This window comes from Prochlorococcus sp. MIT 1300 (genome assembly GCF_034092375.1).
Taxonomy (GTDB): Bacteria; Cyanobacteriota; Cyanobacteriia; order PCC-6307; family Cyanobiaceae; genus MIT-1300.
This window is the reverse complement of the sequence record NZ_CP139302.1, coordinates 1,288,266-1,308,653: the sequence shown is the minus strand read 5'-3', so window position 1 is coordinate 1,308,653 and position 20,388 is coordinate 1,288,266. Positions and strand designations below refer to the sequence as shown.

General features: G+C 39.8%; 20 protein-coding genes and 1 tRNA gene. 9 read left to right on the top strand and 12 right to left on the bottom strand.

Features of this window, described 5'->3' with window-relative positions; all coding sequences use genetic code 11:
* Window positions 1–6: 6 nt before the first annotated feature.
* On the bottom strand, window positions 7–948 hold the full coding sequence (locus tag SOI83_RS06790) for a hypothetical protein (protein ID WP_320675942.1): 942 nt from the start codon (window positions 946–948) through the stop codon (window positions 7–9).
* A 35-nt stretch (window positions 949–983) separates the two neighbouring features.
* Between SOI83_RS06790 and SOI83_RS06785 the strand changes: the two genes are divergently transcribed.
* Genes SOI83_RS06785 through SOI83_RS06770 form a run of 4 tightly spaced genes read left to right on the top strand, consistent with a single transcriptional unit; the run spans window position 984 to window position 4,943 of the window.
* Complete coding sequence (locus SOI83_RS06785) at window positions 984–1,850, top strand: hypothetical protein (protein WP_320675941.1); 867 nt, start codon at window positions 984–986, stop codon at window positions 1,848–1,850.
* On the top strand, window positions 1,847–2,740 hold the full coding sequence (locus SOI83_RS06780) for a glycosyl transferase family 90 (protein ID WP_320675940.1): 894 nt from the start codon (window positions 1,847–1,849) through the stop codon (window positions 2,738–2,740). The genes SOI83_RS06785 and SOI83_RS06780 overlap by 4 nt, the downstream gene beginning before the upstream one ends.
* On the top strand, window positions 2,731–3,948 hold the full coding sequence (locus SOI83_RS06775; protein WP_320675939.1) for a glycosyltransferase family 9 protein: 1,218 nt from the start codon (window positions 2,731–2,733) through the stop codon (window positions 3,946–3,948). Before SOI83_RS06780 ends, SOI83_RS06775 begins: the two co-directional genes overlap by 10 nt.
* Window positions 3,945–4,943 (top strand): hypothetical protein, encoded by a 999-nt coding sequence (locus SOI83_RS06770; RefSeq protein WP_320675938.1) that lies wholly within the window; start codon window positions 3,945–3,947, stop codon window positions 4,941–4,943. The genes SOI83_RS06775 and SOI83_RS06770 overlap by 4 nt, the downstream gene beginning before the upstream one ends.
* Here SOI83_RS06770 and SOI83_RS06765 read toward each other — a convergent pair.
* The 3 genes from SOI83_RS06765 to SOI83_RS06755 all read right to left on the bottom strand — a co-directional run bounded on the left by SOI83_RS06765 (window position 4,940) and on the right by SOI83_RS06755 (window position 8,239).
* A complete protein-coding gene (locus SOI83_RS06765) occupies window positions 4,940–6,055 on the bottom strand; it encodes a hypothetical protein (RefSeq protein WP_320675937.1) in 1,116 nt (371 codons plus the stop codon). The genes SOI83_RS06770 and SOI83_RS06765 overlap by 4 nt on opposite strands.
* An 82-nt stretch (window positions 6,056–6,137) precedes the next feature.
* Window positions 6,138–7,289: a glycosyltransferase gene (locus SOI83_RS06760; protein WP_320675936.1), complete on the bottom strand. Its 1,152-nt coding sequence runs from the start codon at window positions 7,287–7,289 to the stop codon at window positions 6,138–6,140.
* 5 nt (window positions 7,290–7,294) lie between these two features.
* A complete protein-coding gene (locus SOI83_RS06755; protein WP_320675935.1) occupies window positions 7,295–8,239 on the bottom strand; it encodes a glycosyltransferase family 1 protein in 945 nt (314 codons plus the stop codon).
* A gap of 184 nt (window positions 8,240–8,423) precedes the next feature.
* Between SOI83_RS06755 and gmd the strand changes: the two genes are divergently transcribed.
* Both gmd and SOI83_RS06745 read left to right on the top strand, forming a co-directional pair.
* Window positions 8,424–9,536 (top strand): GDP-mannose 4,6-dehydratase, encoded by a 1,113-nt coding sequence (gene gmd / locus SOI83_RS06750; RefSeq protein ID WP_320675934.1) that lies wholly within the window; start codon window positions 8,424–8,426, stop codon window positions 9,534–9,536.
* Between the two features lie 9 nt (window positions 9,537–9,545).
* A complete protein-coding gene (locus tag SOI83_RS06745; protein WP_320675933.1) occupies window positions 9,546–10,547 on the top strand; it encodes a GDP-L-fucose synthase in 1,002 nt (333 codons plus the stop codon).
* A 5-nt stretch (window positions 10,548–10,552) separates the two neighbouring features.
* Here the strand turns inward: SOI83_RS06745 and rfbB are convergent, their stop codons facing one another.
* Genes rfbB through rfbA form a run of 4 tightly spaced genes read right to left on the bottom strand, consistent with a single transcriptional unit; the run spans window position 10,553 to window position 14,099 of the window.
* Window positions 10,553–11,662 (bottom strand): dTDP-glucose 4,6-dehydratase, encoded by a 1,110-nt coding sequence (gene rfbB, locus SOI83_RS06740; RefSeq protein WP_320675932.1) that lies wholly within the window; start codon window positions 11,660–11,662, stop codon window positions 10,553–10,555.
* A 44-nt stretch (window positions 11,663–11,706) separates the two neighbouring features.
* On the bottom strand, window positions 11,707–12,597 hold the full coding sequence (rfbD, locus tag SOI83_RS06735; RefSeq protein WP_320675931.1) for a dTDP-4-dehydrorhamnose reductase: 891 nt from the start codon (window positions 12,595–12,597) through the stop codon (window positions 11,707–11,709).
* The gene (rfbC, locus tag SOI83_RS06730; protein WP_320675930.1) at window positions 12,594–13,184 is read right to left on the bottom strand and encodes a dTDP-4-dehydrorhamnose 3,5-epimerase; all 591 of its coding nucleotides are present in this window, start codon (window positions 13,182–13,184) and stop codon (window positions 12,594–12,596) included. Before rfbC ends, rfbD begins: the two co-directional genes overlap by 4 nt.
* A 9-nt stretch (window positions 13,185–13,193) precedes the next feature.
* On the bottom strand, window positions 13,194–14,099 hold the full coding sequence (rfbA, locus tag SOI83_RS06725; protein WP_414153400.1) for a glucose-1-phosphate thymidylyltransferase RfbA: 906 nt from the start codon (window positions 14,097–14,099) through the stop codon (window positions 13,194–13,196).
* A 12-nt stretch (window positions 14,100–14,111) separates the two neighbouring features.
* Here rfbA and SOI83_RS06720 point away from each other — a divergent pair, with 12 nt between their 5' ends.
* Together SOI83_RS06720 and SOI83_RS06715 are read left to right on the top strand one after the other, a co-directional pair.
* Window positions 14,112–14,585: a GNAT family N-acetyltransferase gene (locus SOI83_RS06720; protein ID WP_320675929.1), complete on the top strand. Its 474-nt coding sequence runs from the start codon at window positions 14,112–14,114 to the stop codon at window positions 14,583–14,585.
* Window positions 14,586–14,638: 53 nt separating this feature from the next.
* A complete protein-coding gene (locus SOI83_RS06715) occupies window positions 14,639–15,472 on the top strand; it encodes an FkbM family methyltransferase (RefSeq protein WP_320675928.1) in 834 nt (277 codons plus the stop codon).
* Window positions 15,473–15,857: 385 nt separating this feature from the next.
* Here SOI83_RS06715 and SOI83_RS06710 read toward each other — a convergent pair.
* The 3 genes from SOI83_RS06710 to psbZ all read right to left on the bottom strand — a co-directional run bounded on the left by SOI83_RS06710 (window position 15,858) and on the right by psbZ (window position 16,758).
* Window positions 15,858–15,929 (bottom strand) — tRNA-Gly (locus SOI83_RS06710).
* A gap of 75 nt (window positions 15,930–16,004) precedes the next feature.
* A complete protein-coding gene (gene ribH, locus SOI83_RS06705) occupies window positions 16,005–16,496 on the bottom strand; it encodes a 6,7-dimethyl-8-ribityllumazine synthase (RefSeq protein ID WP_320675927.1) in 492 nt (163 codons plus the stop codon).
* Between the two features lie 61 nt (window positions 16,497–16,557).
* Window positions 16,558–16,758 (bottom strand): photosystem II reaction center protein PsbZ, encoded by a 201-nt coding sequence (gene psbZ / locus SOI83_RS06700; RefSeq protein ID WP_320675926.1) that lies wholly within the window; start codon window positions 16,756–16,758, stop codon window positions 16,558–16,560.
* A gap of 155 nt (window positions 16,759–16,913) precedes the next feature.
* Here psbZ and mutS point away from each other — a divergent pair, with 155 nt between their 5' ends.
* A complete protein-coding gene (gene mutS, locus SOI83_RS06695; RefSeq protein ID WP_320675925.1) occupies window positions 16,914–19,727 on the top strand; it encodes a DNA mismatch repair protein MutS in 2,814 nt (937 codons plus the stop codon).
* Here the strand turns inward: mutS and SOI83_RS06690 are convergent.
* Complete coding sequence (locus tag SOI83_RS06690; protein ID WP_320675924.1) at window positions 19,724–20,371, bottom strand: precorrin-8X methylmutase; 648 nt, start codon at window positions 20,369–20,371, stop codon at window positions 19,724–19,726. The genes mutS and SOI83_RS06690 overlap by 4 nt on opposite strands.
* Between the last annotated feature and the right edge of the window lie 17 nt (window positions 20,372–20,388).

Sequence of the window (20,388 nt, the reverse complement as noted above, 5' to 3'; positions counted from 1 at the left end):
TTGAATTCAGGTTGCATGAAGCTCTGCCAGTGAGTCTTGACCAACCTCACCTTCAGGTTCTATTACATCTTCCAATTCCTCTTCAACTTCTGGCTGAGGTGCAGCGATCAAACTATGAAAACTAGTTCCCCAATGCTGAATTTCTAACCAACTTGCATGGCTTAATGAAGGCTTATATAAATTAAAGCTTCTCGAAATGCCTAATGTTGCAGCACTTTCTAACGGGGAAATAAAGCTACTATCTCGATCCAACCAATGTGGTTGCTCCATCCAATGACGCAACTGAGAATGACTTAAGAAGAAACAACCTGCGTGCGGATTCCTAGGCGGTTCAAATGGTACATCGCCTCCTGGAGCAGCAACCATCACTAAAGGGCCGTCAAGATCTACTAATGGCTTGACGTGATCCTCAGGTAACGGCCCATCAATATAAAAGCGATCAACGAAATGTGGGCCTTGAGCAAGCTCTACCCGCTGAGGCAGTAGGAGTGCTTCTTGACCCATGAAATTCTGAAACCAAACTAATTTTTGAAAAAAAAGAGGATCATGTATCAACAAATCATCTTCCATGTACCCGTAAAAATCATATTTTTTATCAACTTGAGACCCTAAGTATGCTTGAGCCTCAAAACCAAGTTCCAAGCCGACAGGAGGTTCTGTAACAACTTCTTCAAATAGTCCGCGATAAAGCGGTTCTAATTGCTCAATAACTGTGTGCTCCCCATCCGTAACCAAACATATATCGATTTCATGGCGCAAGGCCTGGTTGGCTGGATATACCATTCGGTCAGCCACATGAAGTTGTGACTGATGCTCGCCCTGTCGTCTTAAGCACAACAACTGATGCTTTAAGGCCTCAAGGCGAGGAAAAGGATTGGGCCTCAACGACTGATGCTTACCATCACCGTTAGGATCCCAAAAATGGGCGATAGCAAGGAGAATTCTCATTAGGAACAGAGTAAGACCATTTCAGTGGGCAAAACGTGCGTATTCTGATCGGAATCCCTCATGTATTCCGCCCTCAAGAGGGCTCCCGACTCTCATCCGAGAATTCAGAAAAGCGTGCTTTAAAGAAAAAAGCATTACAAGAGGCATCTCTTGGCAATCTGGACCGGCTTAGAGACACGCAATGGGTACACCGATACGAAAACAATCGATGGTTCACTCTGGAGCAAAGCGCAAGCGGCCATGAAGTCAATCTTCAACTACACATCGTTGAACCATGGAGTCTTTTTGAAGAACTCCTTATAGAGCAAGGACTCGCAAAAGAGATGGAAGTTATAAGACACAAAATCAAAGACCCTACTGACCTTCCCTTAGCAGTTACCCGATCACTATTGGAGCAAGCTGCAATAGATAAAGAGATTGATCTAGTGATTTATTTAGAAGATGATATCAGCATTGATGACAGAGAACTACCAGAAAAGATAAAGCATTTGGTTCTTAAAGCTGGGAATGAATATGTTTTTATGCCACACCGGTGTGAACGACTAAGCGGGATAGGAGATGTTGTACTAGCAGGAGAGCCAATAGAAAAACGTCCAGATCTATTTTGGGCAACTGAGGAAGAATTGATAATTGATTGGCTAAACACACCTAAAAGTTTTCGAAGAGTTGTGAATCCTCATTCCGGCTGCTTTTTCCTTACACAGGAGCAATCTGTAATAGCACACAATTACTGGCACAGCCGTAAATGGCAAATTGATTACCATTGGGCAGGGAAAATGGAAATGGCATGCACAGGAATATTCCTGCCAATATTCAAAATGATGAAGACTAGACCTGAGCAAGCTCGATTCTTTCAAGTCAGACATAACGATTGTTTATGGAAAGATGTTCCAAAGCCATGAAAGAAGACCTACTCCACGTCGAAGCAACTAATGGATGTGTTTTAAAAATAAACAGGCCCAATATGACTAGGGATGGAATGGAGCAAAGATTAGATGCTCTAATAAATTTCTCTGAAAATGCGGCAATCTGGTTCAACAAATTAGGTTATAAAGATATAAGTTTTGCCGTACAGATACATGACCAAAGTCCGAGAGAAATTTGCTTTAGATTTGATGCTCCTCTTATTGATGATGGGAAAGGACCATTGATTCCAGACCCTTATGCACTTATGACAAGAGGTTTCGAAAGTATTCGTACTCAATTAAAGGAGCTTCCCGATTGGCAGCTGAGAATTCCATTGGCAATATGGAGGGGATCAAGCACTGGCATAAAAAACGTTAGCAAAAATAATATTGATTCTCTTCCTCGATATAAATTATGCAAATTAAGCAAAAAATTCCCTGGCCTCTTAGATGCTCGCCTGATATCAGTAGTACAGGTTTATAACCAAGAAGAAAAATTGAGCATTGAGAATGAATTAAAAGAGAAAAATATGTTTGCTGCTGGAGTTCATCCGTTCAACTTGTCATTACATAAATGGCAAATCGATATCGATGGGAATGTGAACTCCTGGGGTCTTCTATGGAAACTTCTAAGTGGTTGCTGCATCTTAAGAGTTAGAAGTAAGCGTCAACAATGGTATCATAAATATATCAAACCTTGGATACATTATATACCAATCGCTCCAGACTTAAGTGATCTAAAAGAAAAATTAGAGTGGTGCAAAGAAAATACTTTTCTTTGCTATTCTATTGCAAATGAGGGAAGAACAGCCGCACTAGATGTTGTTTCTAAAATGGATGAAGCACAAAAACAAGCGGTTACCATATACTCTAAAACATGGCTATAAATAAAATCGATAAGGCTATTTTATGGGAAGGTAGAGAATGGGTGAATCGTGGTGGTAGTTTATTAGAAGAAGATCCTCTTCTAGCTAAAAGGTTTATAGCAAAGGGAATAGAAGGTATACCTAACGAACCAATTGCATGGTTCAACCTTGGGATTGCTCTTCATCAACAGTATCGTATACATAGTGCAATCAGAGCATACCAATACTCACTAACTCTAGCCAACTGTCCTCAAAAAGAAATACTTCAAAATCTTAGCCATGATTTACTACTTATTGGGAGGTTCGAGGAAGGCTGGAAATGTTATGAAAATAGATTATCCCAACCTAAACATGACAATAGTTACTTTATCAATGCTCTCGGGCCTGCGTGGCAAGGATTCAATGACCCAAGGCCATGCAAGCAACTAATCCTAGTATCAGAACAAGGTTTTGGTGATACATTACAATTTATAAGACTAGCAATTCAACTAAAAGAGAAAGGTTTAAATATAACCATATTCTGCCAAAAAGCTTTAGCGAGATTACTCAAGGAAGGCTCAAATCTCACAACTGTTCTACACGAGATCAAGCCCGATAGATTGACCAAAGGAACACTTTGGTGTCCCTTGCTAAGTTTGCCAAATAGGCTTAATTTGACAAAAAAATCTATTCAAAAGGCTCAGGGATATTTAACAGTAAAAGATGCAAAAGTTAAGGAATGGAAGCAAAAACTCAAAAGGAAGAAAGGTCACCTTTTAGTTGCTATTCACTGGCAAGGTAACCTCAAGCATGAGAGAAGCCTTTATTGCAAAGGTCGATCAATGTCATTCCACAATTTGCTGCCACTTTCTGGAATAAAAAATGTTGAATTTATTGCGATCCAAAAGGGCTCTGGTCTTCAGCAAATCGATCCAAACTCTAGTTTTCCTTTCGTAAAGGGGCAGAAAGAATTCAATGTCACCCTTGATTTCAGAGACACAGCGGGTGTTTTAGCCAACTGTGACCTATTAATTAGTGCTGATAGTGGAGTAGTTCATTTGGCGGGAGCATTAGGCGTTCCAACATGGCTAGCTTTGCGATGGATTCCAGAATGGAGATGGGGCATTCAAACAACTAATACACCTTGGTACCAAAATATGGAACTATTTCGGCAGCCTTCTAATGGAGACTGGAATTCAGTAATTAATAGAATCGCTGAAAGATTAAAAGAATTCTCTACAATAAAATGAAAATAATAGCCCTAACAGACTCAATCAATCCTTGGCATAGCTTTTGGATCCGATTTGGACAATATACGGAAGATTTGAAGCTCCCTATAAAGATAACAACGAATCCAAAAGAAATATTGGAACTCTCTGATGGCGATATTCTTATTCTATACCGGTACGCAATAGCTTGGGGCGATATGAGTGAAATTTTGCAATGGTTAAGGAGCAAAAAAGTACAAATAATAAGCGATATAGATGACTGTTTATGGCAAGCACCTGGGTGGGATAAACGACGTCTTATAGGCTTAACCAACACATTAAGGAATTGCAATATCATCACCTGCAGCACAAACTCACTAAAGGAATTACTTCATACTATGTTCCATGATAAAAGAATAATACTTATAAGAAATAGCGCCCCAAAAGCGAGGGTTAGACGAAATAATTTAGATGAAAAGAAACTAACAATCTGTTGGACTGGCGCCCCATGGACTAGGCCGAATGATCTGGCTATTTTGAGACCAGTCGCTGAGTGGCTAGCGAGAGAATCCATTGAAATAAAGTGGCTTCACATCGGTCATTCAGATCAAATGCTGAGCTTTGCCGATGTCATTGGTATCAACTCTAATAATATCGAAACATTCCCTATTCTTCCACATAAAGATTATCTCAATACTATCAATGGTGATATTGGTTTTGCACCAATTTCTAAAAGTATGTTCAATGAATTCAAAAGTGAACTCAAACTTCTCGAGTTCAGCAGTTTAGGTATTCCATGGATCGCCTCAGAAGCAATATCCTATAGAGAGCTATGTGAAAGATGGCAATGGGAAGGCAGGCTTTGCAAAAATACCGAAGACTGGATTAAACATATACAATCTCTTCTCGATCCATATATCAGAGAACGAGAAGGTAAAGCTCTCCAAGAATTAAGTCAAACCAAGCAGAATCGTAATCATACAATTGAATGCTGGCTGAACATTCTCAAAGATAATAAAAGCAATCCTTACTACTAAGAGAAATAGCGAGAAATAAGATGATTGATCACTTCAATACTTATATTATGCCAATTATTATATTCTAACTGTTGAACAACTTCCATCTTATATGATTTATTAGTGCACCATCTTCCGTCAGGGAAGGAATGCAACAAGATCGACATTTTTAAACCAAACCATGAGGATAAATGAACGAGAGCAGTATCTACACTAATAATTCCCGAACTTGATTTAAGTAATTGAACAGTATCCATAAAGCTCTTTATCTGATTATTTCTTAGCTGTAAAACGGGATAATATTCTGAAAGCTCAAGAATTTCATGTTCACGATAGTTAGTTATGTCAATTAAAGCTATGCCATTCTGTTTTGCAAAAGGAACTAAGTGACGATAAATAGCAGATATCTCCAAGAATGGTAGGCTCCTTAAATGAGCCCATAACTTCTCACTTCTATCAACTTTGCTCCTCCAGCAAAAAAGCAGAGAGTTCGCATTTCGAGCCTTATTAAAAGAAGAAAAGACTGGCTCAGGTGGCTTTAATAATCTATAATTAGCTAACAGAGCAAAAAACGGAATCATGCTTATCCAAGCTTTATTTAAACTTATATTATTATCCTCAAATCGTATTTCAGGAAAGTCACGTGGAGTAAATTTCTTTAAAAATGATGCTAAGGCTAATTGACTTTTCTGAGGAAGAACTATGTTTAATCTATGAAAAAGATCATGATCGACCAAGCTTGGTTTAAGTCTAGAAATAAATTCAAGTTGATCACCTAAACCACCCCCTAAATAAATATCTAAAGGTGTTGACTGATTCATAATTTGTTCACAGTGCCATTGGAATATCTGTTCTTCACCTGGCAAAAGCATTGCCTCCCAAGGGTTAGGGTGACCTGAGAATTGCCGTATCCTAAGTAATGTGGCTCGCGCATAATTATAATTCAGGATTTCTGGGGTGAATTGATCCAAAAAATACTTAGCCTCTTCAAATTGACCAAATTGAGTTAAAAAATGTATTAGCCATGCCTTTTCTTCTAGCAAGGTTGCTGATTGAATATCATTTCGTAAATACTCAAGTGCAAAATCTGCATCATTAGAGTAAAGGTACCATTTCTCCTTAAACATAATCAATTATTCAAAAAGCATTTAAGGAAATGGTTTTTTAGATCTAGAAAAAATAGAAAGCATAACAATAATCTTAAAAATCTATTTTTCATAATTCGATTCCCAATAACTCACACATTTCCAATGAATATGTATGCCAGCTGCGGGTTGGACGTAAGGAAACTTCCTTATATAATTGCACTTGAAGAGATTCATCATGCAAAAATCGCTCAATAGCACCTTCAATCTCGTACCAATTCGAGGTATTGATCCCTAAACAACCTCCCTTAACACTTAGCTCACCTAAGGCGCCATCTCTACTACATATACATGGTCTACGTTGCCATAGACTTTCAGCAACAGGCAAACCAAAGCCTTCTTCTAACGAAGGATATATTGTCAATTTAGAAGATCTATAAAGTTGAACTAGAGAATTATCGTCGACATTATTTTCCCAACGAATAGGTAAATCAATTTCAACTGCACGCTCGACTATGTTAATGGTTCTCTGATCATTACCCCACCCCACTAATGTAAGCCTTGCAGGAAACCGTTCTTTTGCAGCTAAAGTAGAAATTGCTTTCAACAAACCCAAGTGATTCTTGCGAGGCTCAAGTGAGCTGACACACAACAAATCAACTATTTCACCTTCCTCAAATCTTGTTGGGATATCACATCGCTCAACTCCCATAAGTTCACATGCTAAAGGCAATGCTTTTACATGAGAATAGGGTAGTTTATTTTTGCTCAAAAATGTCTTTAAATGAATGGAGGTTGTATACGAATTAGCTAAAACGATCTCAAACTGAGATAGTCCAGCCATATATTTTGCATGATGAGAAGCCGTAACAGCTGACCTAGCTCCATACAACTGAGAGAATCTCAGAGGAATTGCATCATGAAATACCCACGCTACTGATAGAGAGAGTCTATTTGAAGCCTTTTTAATCTCCGGTAAAGATGGTTGATAGGGACCACTAACCAACTCAACTATCAATAGCCAATTATCAGTTACATGAGATTCATTCACTTCCAACCGCAACCTTGATTCGGCCCAACTCTCGATCTTTGGGCCATTCCAACGTTCTAAGTGATTCAAATCTGCAGCAGAGGCTGCACAAAAATCTGATCGCTGTCTATCCCATACTAAAGGTCTTAATGGTATACCAATTCTGATCAATGCACGAGCAATGCTTCTTACACAACGCTGAATACCTGTATTGCAATTAAAACGACTTGTATGTTCAATGTAGTAATACAAAAATCTTACCCTTGTAATTCCCTATATATAGTACTTGTATCAGCCTTACTCCAGGAAGGTATTTCTCTAATACCAAAACAACTTTTCAGAAGGTCAATTAAATCATAACTTGGTGGTGGTAATATTTCAAACTTAAGAAGGTGTGGGTTTCTAAATAGCTTAATAACTAGGTCCTCTAATTGCTCAATAGTTTGAACCCAAAAAATATCTTTTCTATTTGCCAACTCATAATGTGGCCCTAGCAATTGCTTGTTCCCAAAAATAATCTGGCGACTACCAGCAGCCATGATTTCAAAAAAACGATGATTCAAATCATTGTTAAGGGGTATATTTAGTACCAATGCGCTCCCATTATAAAGATCCGCTGCTTCTTCATTATTTCGCGTTACTGTATGAGTAAAAGGTATTTGTTTGCGTTCTAAAAGTTTAGTAACTATCTGACGACGTCGAGGGTGATGAATACCGAGGCTACCCACATGAATTAAACGATTTTGAAAGTAAGGGTTTAAAGGGCGAGTTGGATAGCGAAAAAAACCAGGCGGTATGGAATGCACTGGTACCGCCAAATGGGAACGCACTTCTTGTAACAAGACAGGATTAAAACTTACCAAGACGGCATCATGAAATTCCTTGGCCTGGTAAGTCACCAATGTGCCTATAGGGTTTGGACCGTGATGAAGATCGCCACAAACAAGCAATTTGGGACCAACCCAAGAGTCCAATTCAGTAAGAGGTGATGCCCTAATCAAAAAAGGGTCTATGTAATTGACTAAAACTCCTGAAGGGGTGAGTCCTTTAGAAAGTAAACTCTGCTGCAAATCAGGAACCCTTGAGGCAATCACTTGGATTCCTGGGCTATTTGCAGCTATATGCGGACCGCATTGCAACAAGCCCCTTTGCTGCCACAAAGGCTGAAACTCGCCATAGTGAAATAGGACAACCAAAGTCATGTTCTGAGATCACTGGTCCATACGACCATCAACAGCTAAATAAGAGTCTGTTCCTTCATGCCGAAAAGAGGTAGTACTTCATCTTTTTATCTCAATGGATATGAAACTTTCTCAACAAAAACACAAGCCAAGCGCTTTAGCCAAAGCAGCTTCTGAATTAACCCAAAAATAGAGGAGAAACGCTATGAGCCATAGCAAAATTGCCCTAATTACAGGAATCACAGGACAAGATGGGAGTTACCTGGCCGAGCTTCTGCTTCAAAAAGGTTATGTTGTTCACGGCATTAAGCGCAGAGCAAGCAGTTTCAACACCTCTCGAATAGATCATCTATATCAAGACCCACATGACCCGGACCAAAGACTGGTTCTTCATTATGGTGATCTTACTGATAGCACAAATCTCATTAGAATCATTCAACAAGTTCAGCCTGACGAAATTTATAATTTGGGCGCTCAAAGTCATGTGGCAGTTAGTTTCGAAACACCTGAATACACTGCAAATAGTGATGCTCTTGGCACGTTAAGAGTCTTAGAAGCAGTAAGAATGCTTGGGTTAATTGACAAAACAAGAATTTACCAAGCCAGCACAAGCGAACTGTATGGACTCGTTCAAGAAGTTCCACAAAAAGAAACGACTCCATTTTATCCAAGAAGCCCCTATGGAGTTGCAAAACTATATGCTTATTGGATCACAGTAAATTATCGAGAATCATATGGAATGTACGCTTGCAATGGCATACTTTTTAACCATGAATCTCCAAGACGTGGAGAAACATTTGTTACCCGTAAAATTACTCGTGGGTTAGCCCGGATCGATGCCGGACTCGAGGAATGTATTTTTATGGGAAATGTAAATGCTTTAAGAGATTGGGGACATGCACGTGATTATGTTGAAATGCAATGGTTAATGCTTCAACAAGAAACTGCTGAGGACTTTGTAATTGCCACTGGCCGACAAGAATCAGTACGAAGGTTTATTGAATTAGCTGCTATAGAACTTGGCTGGGGCAAGTTAAAATGGGAAGGTGCTGGAACAGAAGAAGTGGCGAAAAGAAAAGACGGATCGATAGTCGTTCGGATAGACCCTCGCTACTTTCGTCCATCAGAGGTGAATTCTCTTGTAGGTGATGCAACTAATGCTTTTCACAAGCTGAACTGGAAGCCAAAAACTACACTTGAAGAGCTAATTAGTGAAATGATTAAAGTGGATAGAAAAGATGCCAAAAAAGAAGCCTATCTAAAAAGTCAAGGCTTTGAAGTCATTGGATCTATAGAGAATCCACCCAATAGATTATAGAAGGTTGATATGAAAAGTTATCTGATACAGAAAGAAGATCTAATATATATAGCCGGTTCAAGCGGAATGGCTGGTAATGCGATCAGTAAGGCCCTGAACAAAGCAGGCTATACAAATCAAATTTCAACGAATAGAAAACAACTTGATCTCACTAATAATGAAAAAGTACGTGAATGGTTTTCCTACCATGAACCCGATATTGTTATTATAGCAGCGGCCAAAGTTGGTGGAATATATGCCAACAATACATATCCAGCTGATTTTTTACTCCAAAACCTAAAGATACAAAATAATATAATTGAAAATGCATGGCTAGCAGGAGTTAGAAGGCTATTATTTTTAGGGAGTAGTTGTATATACCCTAAATTTGCAAAGCAACCAATCAAAGAAGAAGAGCTACTTAAAGGCTCATTAGAAGTTACCAATCAATGGTATGCAATAGCAAAGATTGCAGGGATCAAGCTTTGTGATGCACTTAGATTACAAGAAGGCTTTGATGCAATTAGTTTAATGCCTACAAATTTATATGGACCAGGAGACAATTACCATAGTAAAAATAGCCATGTTTTACCAGCTCTTATAAGACGCTTCCATGAAGAGAAAATCAATCAATCCAGAGAAGTTATCTGCTGGGGAACAGGTAAGCCACTTAGGGAATTTCTTTATGTTGAAGACTTAGGTGAGGCATGTGTATTTGCTTTAAAACAATGGAGTCCAAATGCAAAAGATGCCCCTCTTGACAATGATGGAGAGCCTCTTTCGTTCTTAAATGTAGGAACTGGAAAGGATGCATCGATCAAAGAAATTGCGATGAAAGTTGCTGAAGTTGTTGGCTTCGAAGGGACAATTTGCTGGGACCATACAAAAGCAGATGGCACACCTAAAAAACAGTTAGATATTTCTCGCTTAAGCAAATTAGGTTGGCAATCAAAAATTACATTAGATCAAGGAATAAAAATGGCTTATGAAGATTTCAAACAGGCCTTAGAAAGAGGGAATTTACGGGCCTAATAAAACTAGTTAGCAGTACTAATGCCGATTCTGTCTCCAAAATATCCAGAGCGCTTTGATACTTTTTCACACCAATCACGATGGGCTATATACCACTCTACAGTTGTGATTAGACCCTCCTCAAACGTTTTACTTGGATGCCAACCCAATTCACTTGTTATCCTATCAGGATTAATTGCATATCTTTTATCATGTCCAGGCCGATCAGTGACATATGTAATTAATTCTGTATAAGACTTTCCCTTTGGCAATTTTTCATCAAGTATTTTACAAATTGACTCAACTACTTGTTTATTACTATGTTCTTCAGATCCACCTATGCAATAACTTCGGCCACATACTCCCTTAGTTGCTACCAGCAACAAAGCATCAACATGATCTTCTACAAAAAGCCAATCTCGAACATTGGCACCATCTCCATACAAAGGTATTTTCTGATTTTCTAAAGCCTTTAAAATAACTACAGGAATAAGCTTCTCAGGAAATTGCCAGGGCCCATAATTATTAGAGCAATTAGTTAAAACCACTGGCAAACCATAAGTATGATGCCAAGCGCTAACCAAATGATCACTTGCTGCTTTTGTAGCAGAATATGGACTACGGGGGTTATAAGGAGTAATTTCGGAAAATCTTCCCTTAGAGCCTAAAGAACCAAAAACCTCATCAGTACTAATATGATGTAATCGAAAAAGTTGCTTTCTATCTTCTGGCAATCTTTCCCAATGATCTCGTAATGCTTGAAGCAGATTAAACGTACCTAAAATGTTACTTTCTAAAAATGCAGAAGGACCATCAATAGAGCGATCAACGTGACTTTCTGCAGCTAAATGCATTACCAGATCTGGGTCTGCCATCTGAACAGCTAAAGCAGTATCAGATTCGGACCTAAGATCTACTTTTAATAACTTATAACGATTATTAGCAACCGAACCTAGGCCACTTAACACTTCATCAATGCTTGTAGCATCACTTGCATAACTATATTTATCAAGATTAATAATAGTAGCTTTAGTTTCTATTAGTAGACGCCTCACCAAGGCACCACCTATAAAACCAGCACCGCCTGTTACTAAGATCTTACAATCTTTATTAAAGTTGTGAGAGAAATCAATCAAAGTTCTGAATTTTGCGTAAAAAAATTAGCTGTGCATAATGTTAATCATGAAACGCCTCTAGAAATGTCAACTAACACCTTCTCTAAAGAACTACGCCAATGGAGAGGATAGAGGTGAAGCAACTTACGTGTAGATGAGCAATCTAAAACCGAATACTTTGGTCGTTTAGCCGGGGTTGGATATTCCTCGGTGGTAATTGGTCTCACGATAGCAGCTTCATCAAGAAGTCCTATAGAAACACTAAGCTCCCCTATTGCAACGGCAAAATCAAACCAACTTGCTACTCCTGAATCACTCCAATGAAATATACGATTGGGATCAGCAGAATTACCCATAGCCAAGACACCCCAACAAGCTCCTGCTAGCGAATAAGTAGAAGTTGGTGAACCAATTTGGTCTGCTACCACATCTAAATATTGACCTCTTGCAGCTCGAGTCGCGTGCAATCGCAACATCGTCAAACAAAAATTACTTCCAACAGGGCCATAAAGCCAACTAGTTCTAAGTACTTTTGAACCAGGAAATTCCAATACGGCCTCCTCCCCAGCAGCTTTAGAAGCTCCATAGACTCCTAAAGGCTTAGCATCTTGATGCAACGAATATGGATTACCCTGCTCCCCATTGAAGATAAAATCTGTACTAATTTGTAGTAGGCGGCCATTAATTTCGTCTACCACCTTAACCAAGGTAGCTGGAGCCTGAGCATTAATTGCATAACATAAATCAGATTTATTTTCAGCTTGATCTACCGCGGTAAAAGCTGCAGCATTGATCACCCAATCAGGCCTAATCTCAGAAACAAGTCGATAGGTTTTGTTTTCATCTGTAAGGTCAAGTTGATGGTGTCTACAACTTATTAAGTGCACATTATCAGGAGTAGAGGCTTGCAAAGCGTGGCCAAGCTGGCCTGAAGCACCAGTCAGAAGAACCTTCATGAAAAAAATTGTTTCTCGTTAAGCTCTTTTAAAAAAGGAGCAGATTTATCTTTATCTGAGAGCGTAATCGGTACGGAGCAATCTGGCCAAGCAATGGACAAATCAGGATCATTCCAACGTATCGATCTTTCACAATCACGATTCCAAAAATCAGTGGTTTTATAGTGAACTTCAGCAGAGGTAGATAGCGTAAGAAAACCATGAGCAAATCCAGCAGGAATCCATAATTGGTTTTTATTTTCTGAAGTTAATATCCTTCCAACCCAAAGCCCTTTGGTCTCAGAATCCAATCTCAAATCAACAGCTACATCAAAAATTTCGCCTACTAAGCAACGTACAAGCTTCCCTTGAGGATTGGGTGGTAACTGGTAATGCAATCCACGAAGAACACCTTGAACAGAGCGTGAATGATTGTCTTGAACAAAAGGACAGATTGACTGACAATTCTGATCCATGACTTCGTTCCAATAAAGTTGATTCCAACTTTCAAAGAAAAACCCCCTGTCATCACCATAAACTCTAGGTTGCAGCAAAAGAGGCCCTTGAATAGTCAAACCTTCAATAGTTGATAGCTGCTTTACTTCCATACAAGTCTCTTAATGATTTTGCAGCAGCTGCACAAGATAGCTGCCATAGCCACTTTTCAGTAATGGTTGAGCTAAAGCATATAAATGGTCATCATCAATCCAACCCTGACGCCAGGCAACTTCCTCTGGACATCCAACTTTCAGGCCCTGGCGATGTTCAAGGGTTCTTATATACGCAGCAGCTTCATGCAAGGAATCACATGTGCCGGTATCAAGCCATGCCATACCCCTTCCCATCAACTGAACCCTTAAAGCCCCCTCTTCCAGATACTGTTGGTTTAAATCTGTTATCTCTAATTCGCCCCGAGCCGAAGGCTTCACTTTGCTTGCTCTTTCTACAACAGTTTCATCGTAAAAATAAAGGCCTGTAATGGCAAATTGACTCTTTGGTTTAGAAGGTTTCTCCTCAATACTTATTACCTTACCTTCTTTAGAAAACTCAACCACTCCATATCTCTCAGGGTCACTTACTGGGTAGGCAAAAACTGTGGCACTAGCCTCAGAAGACGAACTATCTAAAAGCTGCGGCACAAAATCTGGACCGTGAAATAAGTTATCACCAAGGACTAATGCTGCTGGCGAGCCTGCAAGAAAGTCAGCCCCAATCAAAAAGGCCTGTGCTAACCCTTCAGGAGTTGGCTGTACTGCATAGCAAATCTTCATACCCAAAGCAGATCCATCACCCAACAGCCTTTGAAAGGCAGCTTGATCAATAGGTGTGGTAATGATCAAAACCTCCCTAATTCCAGCCAACATCAAAGTCGTCAATGGATAAAACACCATCGGCTTGTCATAAACAGGAAGTAGCTGTTTACTGACAGCCTGCGTTATTGGATTCAATCTGGTGCCAGTTCCTCCAGCAAGAATGATCCCTTTTCTAGTCATAAAGCCCTTGCGCTGGGAAAATGCTGCCATTGAGATTATTAAATGGCCGGCATCAAACTGATCAAACATTTGCCAGGCGCACCTGGTATGAGGTGGTTTGGTCTTGGTCCAGGACTAAAACCAACCCGCAGCATGAATAAGCTCAAAACCTTACTAGACAAACATGCTTTCTGGGCAAAAGGACGTAGCTACAAAAAATTACGTTTACTCCTGGCAGGAAGCAACGTTGTAGTGAGCCTTTGGAGAGGAAAGAGAATGGTTGGGTTTGGAAGAGCTACCACTGATGGAATTTGTCGAGCAGTTTTATGGGATATCGTGGTTGCAGGAGACCTTCAGGGACTTGGACTTGGTCGACAAGTTGTAGAAGCACTTCTAACTTCAAAATCAATAAGAAGTGTTGAACACATCTACTTAATGACAACAAATGAAAAGGATTTTTATTTACAACTTGGCTTCACAGCCAACCAAAATCAAACTCTACTCGAAAAAATCAACTTACATAAATCGACTTTTTAATAAAGGTAGAGCTAAATGAATGAAGGCCTGTCAACCATCAAAGAGGTAATTAAATGAGGAAAATTGAATTAACTGGAGTTACAATAATAAATGAAGAAAATAATTTAACTCATCCCAATCTATATGTACATGATGAAGGAGAATATATTTCTGACACCATTGCTACTCACAAGCGATTCTACGAACAGTCCATGCTATATGTTTTTCGAGCTTTAATTTTAGAACTTAAGCCCAATGGAATCTCAGGGTTTATAGATATCGGTGCAAATATTGGCAACCACTCAGCCTTTATTCAAAACACAATATCAAATACCAAGAACATGATTCTTATCGAAGCTGTTAAAGAAAATGTTAAACTAGCACTTAAGAATAATCCCAATGCATTGATTATTAATGCCGCTGCATCAAACGAAGCAGGTTCAGCAGACTTTTATGTCTATGAAGATAATTTTGGAGTAGGAACACTAAAATCTCTATGGGATCCTATTTATGGTGTGAACAAAGGCCCAGACTGGGGCAAAAAAGTCAGAGTAGATAAAGTGCCGCAAATCAAAATAGATGATTTGTACCTTGTAGAGGTAGATGCAATCAAGCTAGATGTGGAAGGTGCAGAAAAAAGAGTGCTTAAGGGAATGCTAAGGACCCTAAAACAGTTTGAACCAATTGTTTGGATCGAGATGCTTGACAATCAAGTCCTAGAAAAATCATTTGAATACACTCAAATTGAAATAGTCAATCAGCTTGCAGACTTAGGATATTATCCTTACGTTAATGATGGAATGAATTACCTTTTTATCAAGAAAGAGCCTATGCCAGTTGAACATTTTATAGATAAGTATAAGTTGAATCCATCGTGCAATTCAAGCAGGGTAGACTTCACAAAATAAAACAATTGGTTGATTGATTGGGAAAGGATCAAAACCAATATTTAATCTCACTAATCCCTGAAGAAACCTTAATTTTTCAATCCCAATCGATGAACAGCTTGAATATTTTCAAAAGATTAGTAGCTAGGAAATTCAGAAAGCGCCTAGGCTCAAGCGTTAAATATTGCTCTAAAAGATCAAGCAACTTTATATTTGGAGAAGAGACAATTTCCTGATTAGTTCATCCAAAAAGAGGGGCTTATGAGTCTTCAGACCCTGTTTGTTCCTAAGAGTTTAGAAATAAAAAAAATCAATCTCAATATTTTGCTCTTAAAACATTGGTTTGTTCGCATAAGAACCAATGCTTTGATCAAGGGAGACTCTGTATATCTGACAGCTTTCTAAAAGCGGATGAAGAGATTCGAACTCTCGACCCTCTCCTTGGCAAGGAGATGCTCTACCACTGAGCTACATCCGCAAAATTCTTAGGGTAACTTCCCTAAGTAGTAATAGCATGACCCAAAGGAGGGGACCTGGTCAATTCCCAAATGCATCAAGAAAGCTTTCTTGGTGGAAGAACAGTCATAAGAGAAGCCATCTCTAAAGCCTGCAAAGCATAGCTCCATCCAAGATTGCTCTTAATTCCTGCTCTCTCAAGTGCTTGTTGCATCGTGTCTGTAGTCAGAACACCAAAGATGATAGGAATACCCGTTTCCCTAGCAACAGCACTTATCCCCTTGCTGGACTCAGCAACCACCACATCAAAATGAGGAGTGTCACCTCTAATAACTGCCCCCAGGGTCACAACAACTTGATAATTAGCAGAGGAGGCCAAGCGTTGAGCAACAATTGGCAACTCAAAGGAACCGGGGACCCAGGCAATATCAAGTTGCTTACTTGAAGCTGAGGTATCGATGCCATGTCTCTCCAAGCAATCTAAGCATCCACTTAGAAGCTTCGAAGTGACTAAATCGTTAAAACGCGCAACTACAACAGCGATCCTCAGATCACTGACATTAGTGAAACGTCCCTCAAATGTGGGCATACCTAGTTTGCAAACACTGATCCCATAATCCCATCAAACGGAAGGGGCCAGCTGTTTAAGTTCAGACCACGAAGAAAGCAATAATCCCGTTGATCAAGACGAGATGAAACCAAACACCACCGATTACCTCGATAGCTCTGATTTCCCTATTGCGCCGGTCCTCAGGGTTGTTCTGGGTCATGTAAAGCACCGGAACCCCCACAACCAATATCAATGAAGCGAAAAGGAGGGCATTCGCGGCGATGAAACTAATGAACTGCATGGGAATCGTGCGGTGGAGCCATTGCTCTCAGCATTGCGTAATTCTCCCATGAGGTTGTGATCTCTGGGCACAAGGGAGCCTTTGGTGTCGCGAGGCTTCACATGCAAAGACAATTAAAGCCCTTACGATGCGTCTCAATAAGGAGGAGAGGACACATGGTGGCCGAGGCTGAATCACTGCAAGGCAGCTTGTTTGGGGAAACAGCCGAGGTTTTAGGTAACTCCAATTCATCCCACAAACTCAAAACGCCTGATTTGCAGCCAGACCTTTCTGACGAACAACTTCTTGCGGACGCGCTTAAAAGACCCAGGCAAAACAAAGCACCAACAACGCAAGAGGAACTAAGCGCAGAGGTCGTGAGTGATGAGAAGCAAAAGGAACCCCTGAAGGCTGGTATTACTAAATACACACACCACACACAAATCAATGAGGCAGAATTAACTCCAGTCTTACGACATTACGTAGAGCTTAAAGGTCAACATCCAGAAAGGATTTTGCTATATCGGTTAGGGGATTTCTTTGAATGCTTTTTTGAAGATGCTATTAAGATTTCTCAATTACTAGAAATAACTCTTACTGGAAAAGATGGGGGTAAAACCATTGGGCGTATTCCTATGGCAGGGATACCACATCATGCAACTGAGAGATATTGCTCCGAAATCATTAAAAAGGGCCTAAGTGTCGCTTTATGTGATCAACTTGAAAATAAGCCTTCTAAGGGCACTCTCATTAAGCGACAAATTACAAAAGTTTTAACTCCAGGTACTGTTATTGCAGAAGGAATGTTGGCGGCAAGACGCAACAATTGGTTGGCAGCTGTTCTTCTTGATCAAAACACAAAAGACTTTCAATGGGGACTAGCAACAGTCGATGTAAGTACAGGCGAATTCTTAGTTACTGAAAGATCGGGGAAAACTGAACTATTTCAGGAATTAACCAAATTAGAAGTATCCGAACTTCTAATAAGTGAAAACAACGAAAATTCAGCGCAATCATGGTGCCCAGAATATTTACCGGTAACAAAAGTAGCAACCACTCCTTTTAGTCGGATTGAAGCAGAACAGACTCTCAAAAAGCATTTTAAAATAGAAACTCTTTATGGTTTAGGACTTGAAAACTCACCTTTAGCACTTAGAGCAGCAGGGGGTTTATTGAATTATTTAAGAGAGACACACCCAGTCCATACTGATGATCAAAAGAATAAAGAAGTCACACCATTCCCTCTAGATAAACCACAAAAAACTACTGCAAATACCCATCTTATTCTTGATTCACAAACTCGTCGAAACCTTGAACTAACTTGCACTCAAAAAGATGGGCAATTGCAGGGTTCTTTACTGTGGGCTTTAGATCGCACCCTTACAGCAATGGGGGGTAGATGTCTTAGGAGGTGGATTGAATTACCCCTAATTGATCAAGAACAAATTCTTGCTCGCCAAACAGTCATCTCTGCTTTAGTCAATCATCGAACGTTGCGACAAGAATTACGTCGGCTACTTAAAACAATGGGAGATTTAGAACGCTTAGCTGGTCGCGCAGGAGGTGGTCATTCGGGGGCAAGAGATTTACAAGCTATTGCTGATGGAATAGAGCGCCTACCAAAAATTGCCAACTTATTAAAAGGACTAACCGAAGAAGCCACTCCAAAATGGTTTAAGGAATTACAAAAAGTTGAGCCTCAACTATTAAATCTAGCAACTTTTATTCGTCATCACTTGTATCCAAATCCTCCTCTAAGCCTGACAGAAGGAGGAATAATTCGTGATGGAGTCGATCAAATACTAGATGGTTTAAGGAACCATCTTGATGATCAAAATACCTGGCTCAATAATCAAGAAAATATAGAACGTAAAATTAGTGGTAATACAAATCTGAAAATTCAGTATCACAGAACTTTTGGGTACTTTTTATCGGTAAGCAAAGCAAAAGCAGGGAATGTCCCTGAGCATTGGATCAGGAGGCAAACATTAGCAAATGAAGAAAGATTTATTACTCCTGATCTCAAAGCAAGAGAAGGACGAATCTTTCAGGCCAAAGCTAGAACTGCCCAAAAAGAATATGAACTATTTTGTAAGCTAAGAGAATCTGTTGGAGAGCATACTGAACTGATTCGTAAATCCGCTCGCTCCATTGCGGCCTTAGATGCAATTACTGGACTAGCAGAGGTAGCCGCTACAAATAACTATTGTCGGCCTGAGATAATTGCAAAACAATCAAACAAAATATCCCGCACTTTAGTTATCAAAGGATGTCGCCATCCAGTTGTAGAATTACTCATAAGTGAAAAAAGATTTACCCCAAACAATATCTCTTTAGGCAAAGGCACTGATCTTATGGTCCTTACTGGTCCAAATGCTAGTGGAAAAAGCTGTTTCTTAAGGCAGATTGGACTCATTCAATTAATGTCACAAATCGGCAGTTGGATACCCGCTAAAGAAGCACACTTAAGCCTCACAGATCAAATATTTACTCGTGTAGGGGCAGTTGACGATTTAGCAACAGGCAAGTCAACCTTCATGGTAGAAATGGCCGAAACTGCTTATATACTTAATCATGCAACTAAGCATTCCTTAGTTCTCCTCGATGAAATAGGAAGAGGGACAGCAACTTTTGATGGTCTATCAATCGCCTGGGCTGTAAGCGAGTTCCTAGCCCAAAAACTAAAAAGCAGATCCATTTTTGCAACTCACTATCACGAATTAAATGAATTATCTAATGAACTCAAGAATGTCGATAATTTTCAAGTACTAGTAAAAGAAACAGGGGAAGATCTTGTATTTCTTCATCAAGTAGTTCCTGGAGGTGCGAGTAAAAGTTATGGAATCGAAGTAGCTCGCTTAGCAGGCGTTCCTCAAATTGTAATCGAATCTGCCGAGAGGGTATTAAGCCAACTCCAAGAAGAACCCTCCAGCCAAATTATCCAGCAGATAAAAAAAAGACAAATTAATTCACCCCTTTCCGCAGCCTAAGTCTCATAGAAATCAACTAAATTACATTCGCGTAGCAAAGCATTAATAGTCGCTGCTGCCAGACCAGCCCCACCTTTAGTGCCATCAATACGAATCTGAGAAATACCACTTTTAGCCAATCTTTTTTTACTCTCAGAGACGCCAATAAACCCAACTGGCATACCAATTATCAAACTTGGCTTAGCATAATCCCGAGAAATTAAATCCAAAAGTACTTGCAAAGCAGTAGGTGCACTTCCAACTAGAACTATGGGTGATTTTTGATCTGTATATTGTTCAGAAAGATTTTTCCAAGCTGCATCCATCCCAACAGCTGTCCTCGTGAACCCTTGAGGTATTTGATCAGGAACCCAATCCAACGCATTAATGACTAGTGAATTCACTGTTCGTTGAGCCATGGGCCTTACCGCAGCAGCAGCCATAGTCGTATCCACAAGAATGGGCGCGCCAGCCTTAAGGGCTGAAAGGCCAATTTCACAAGCCTGAGGGCTAAAAGCCAATAAAGAACTGATTGCAAAATCGCCGCTGCTATGAATTAAACGCTCTAAAACACTTTGCTCAAGAGTGTTTAAACCTGTAAAGCCCAAACGCTCTTTAATGAAGCTAATGCTCTCTAGAAAAATCGGATGGTCAGAGGTTGTCACAATCTCTCCTAAGTGCA

Coding starts and splice junctions, on each gene's coding strand:
- rfbD (WP_320675931.1), bottom strand. CDS start 12,597: ATGAAGGTTCTTCTGACTGGTGCTTCAGGCCAGCTTGGCCACGCTTTG.
- SOI83_RS06790 (WP_320675942.1), bottom strand. CDS start 948: ATGAGAATTCTCCTTGCTATCGCCCATTTTTGGGATCCTAACGGTGAT.
- SOI83_RS06775 (WP_320675939.1), top strand. CDS start 2,731: ATGGCTATAAATAAAATCGATAAGGCTATTTTATGGGAAGGTAGAGAA.
- SOI83_RS06745 (WP_320675933.1), top strand. CDS start 9,546: ATGAAAAGTTATCTGATACAGAAAGAAGATCTAATATATATAGCCGGT.
- ribH (WP_320675927.1), bottom strand. CDS start 16,496: ATGCCCACATTTGAGGGACGTTTCACTAATGTCAGTGATCTGAGGATC.
- psbZ (WP_320675926.1), bottom strand. CDS start 16,758: ATGCAGTTCATTAGTTTCATCGCCGCGAATGCCCTCCTTTTCGCTTCA.
- rfbA (WP_414153400.1), bottom strand. CDS start 14,099: ATGGCAGCATTTTCCCAGCGCAAGGGCTTTATGACTAGAAAAGGGATC.
- SOI83_RS06755 (WP_320675935.1), bottom strand. CDS start 8,239: ATGACTTTGGTTGTCCTATTTCACTATGGCGAGTTTCAGCCTTTGTGG.
- SOI83_RS06720 (WP_320675929.1), top strand. CDS start 14,112: ATGGCCGGCATCAAACTGATCAAACATTTGCCAGGCGCACCTGGTATG.
- SOI83_RS06770 (WP_320675938.1), top strand. CDS start 3,945: ATGAAAATAATAGCCCTAACAGACTCAATCAATCCTTGGCATAGCTTT.
- SOI83_RS06715 (WP_320675928.1), top strand. CDS start 14,639: ATGAGGAAAATTGAATTAACTGGAGTTACAATAATAAATGAAGAAAAT.
- SOI83_RS06780 (WP_320675940.1), top strand. CDS start 1,847: ATGAAAGAAGACCTACTCCACGTCGAAGCAACTAATGGATGTGTTTTA.
- rfbC (WP_320675930.1), bottom strand. CDS start 13,184: ATGGAAGTAAAGCAGCTATCAACTATTGAAGGTTTGACTATTCAAGGG.
- gmd (WP_320675934.1), top strand. CDS start 8,424: ATGAGCCATAGCAAAATTGCCCTAATTACAGGAATCACAGGACAAGAT.
- mutS (WP_320675925.1), top strand. CDS start 16,914: ATGGTGGCCGAGGCTGAATCACTGCAAGGCAGCTTGTTTGGGGAAACA.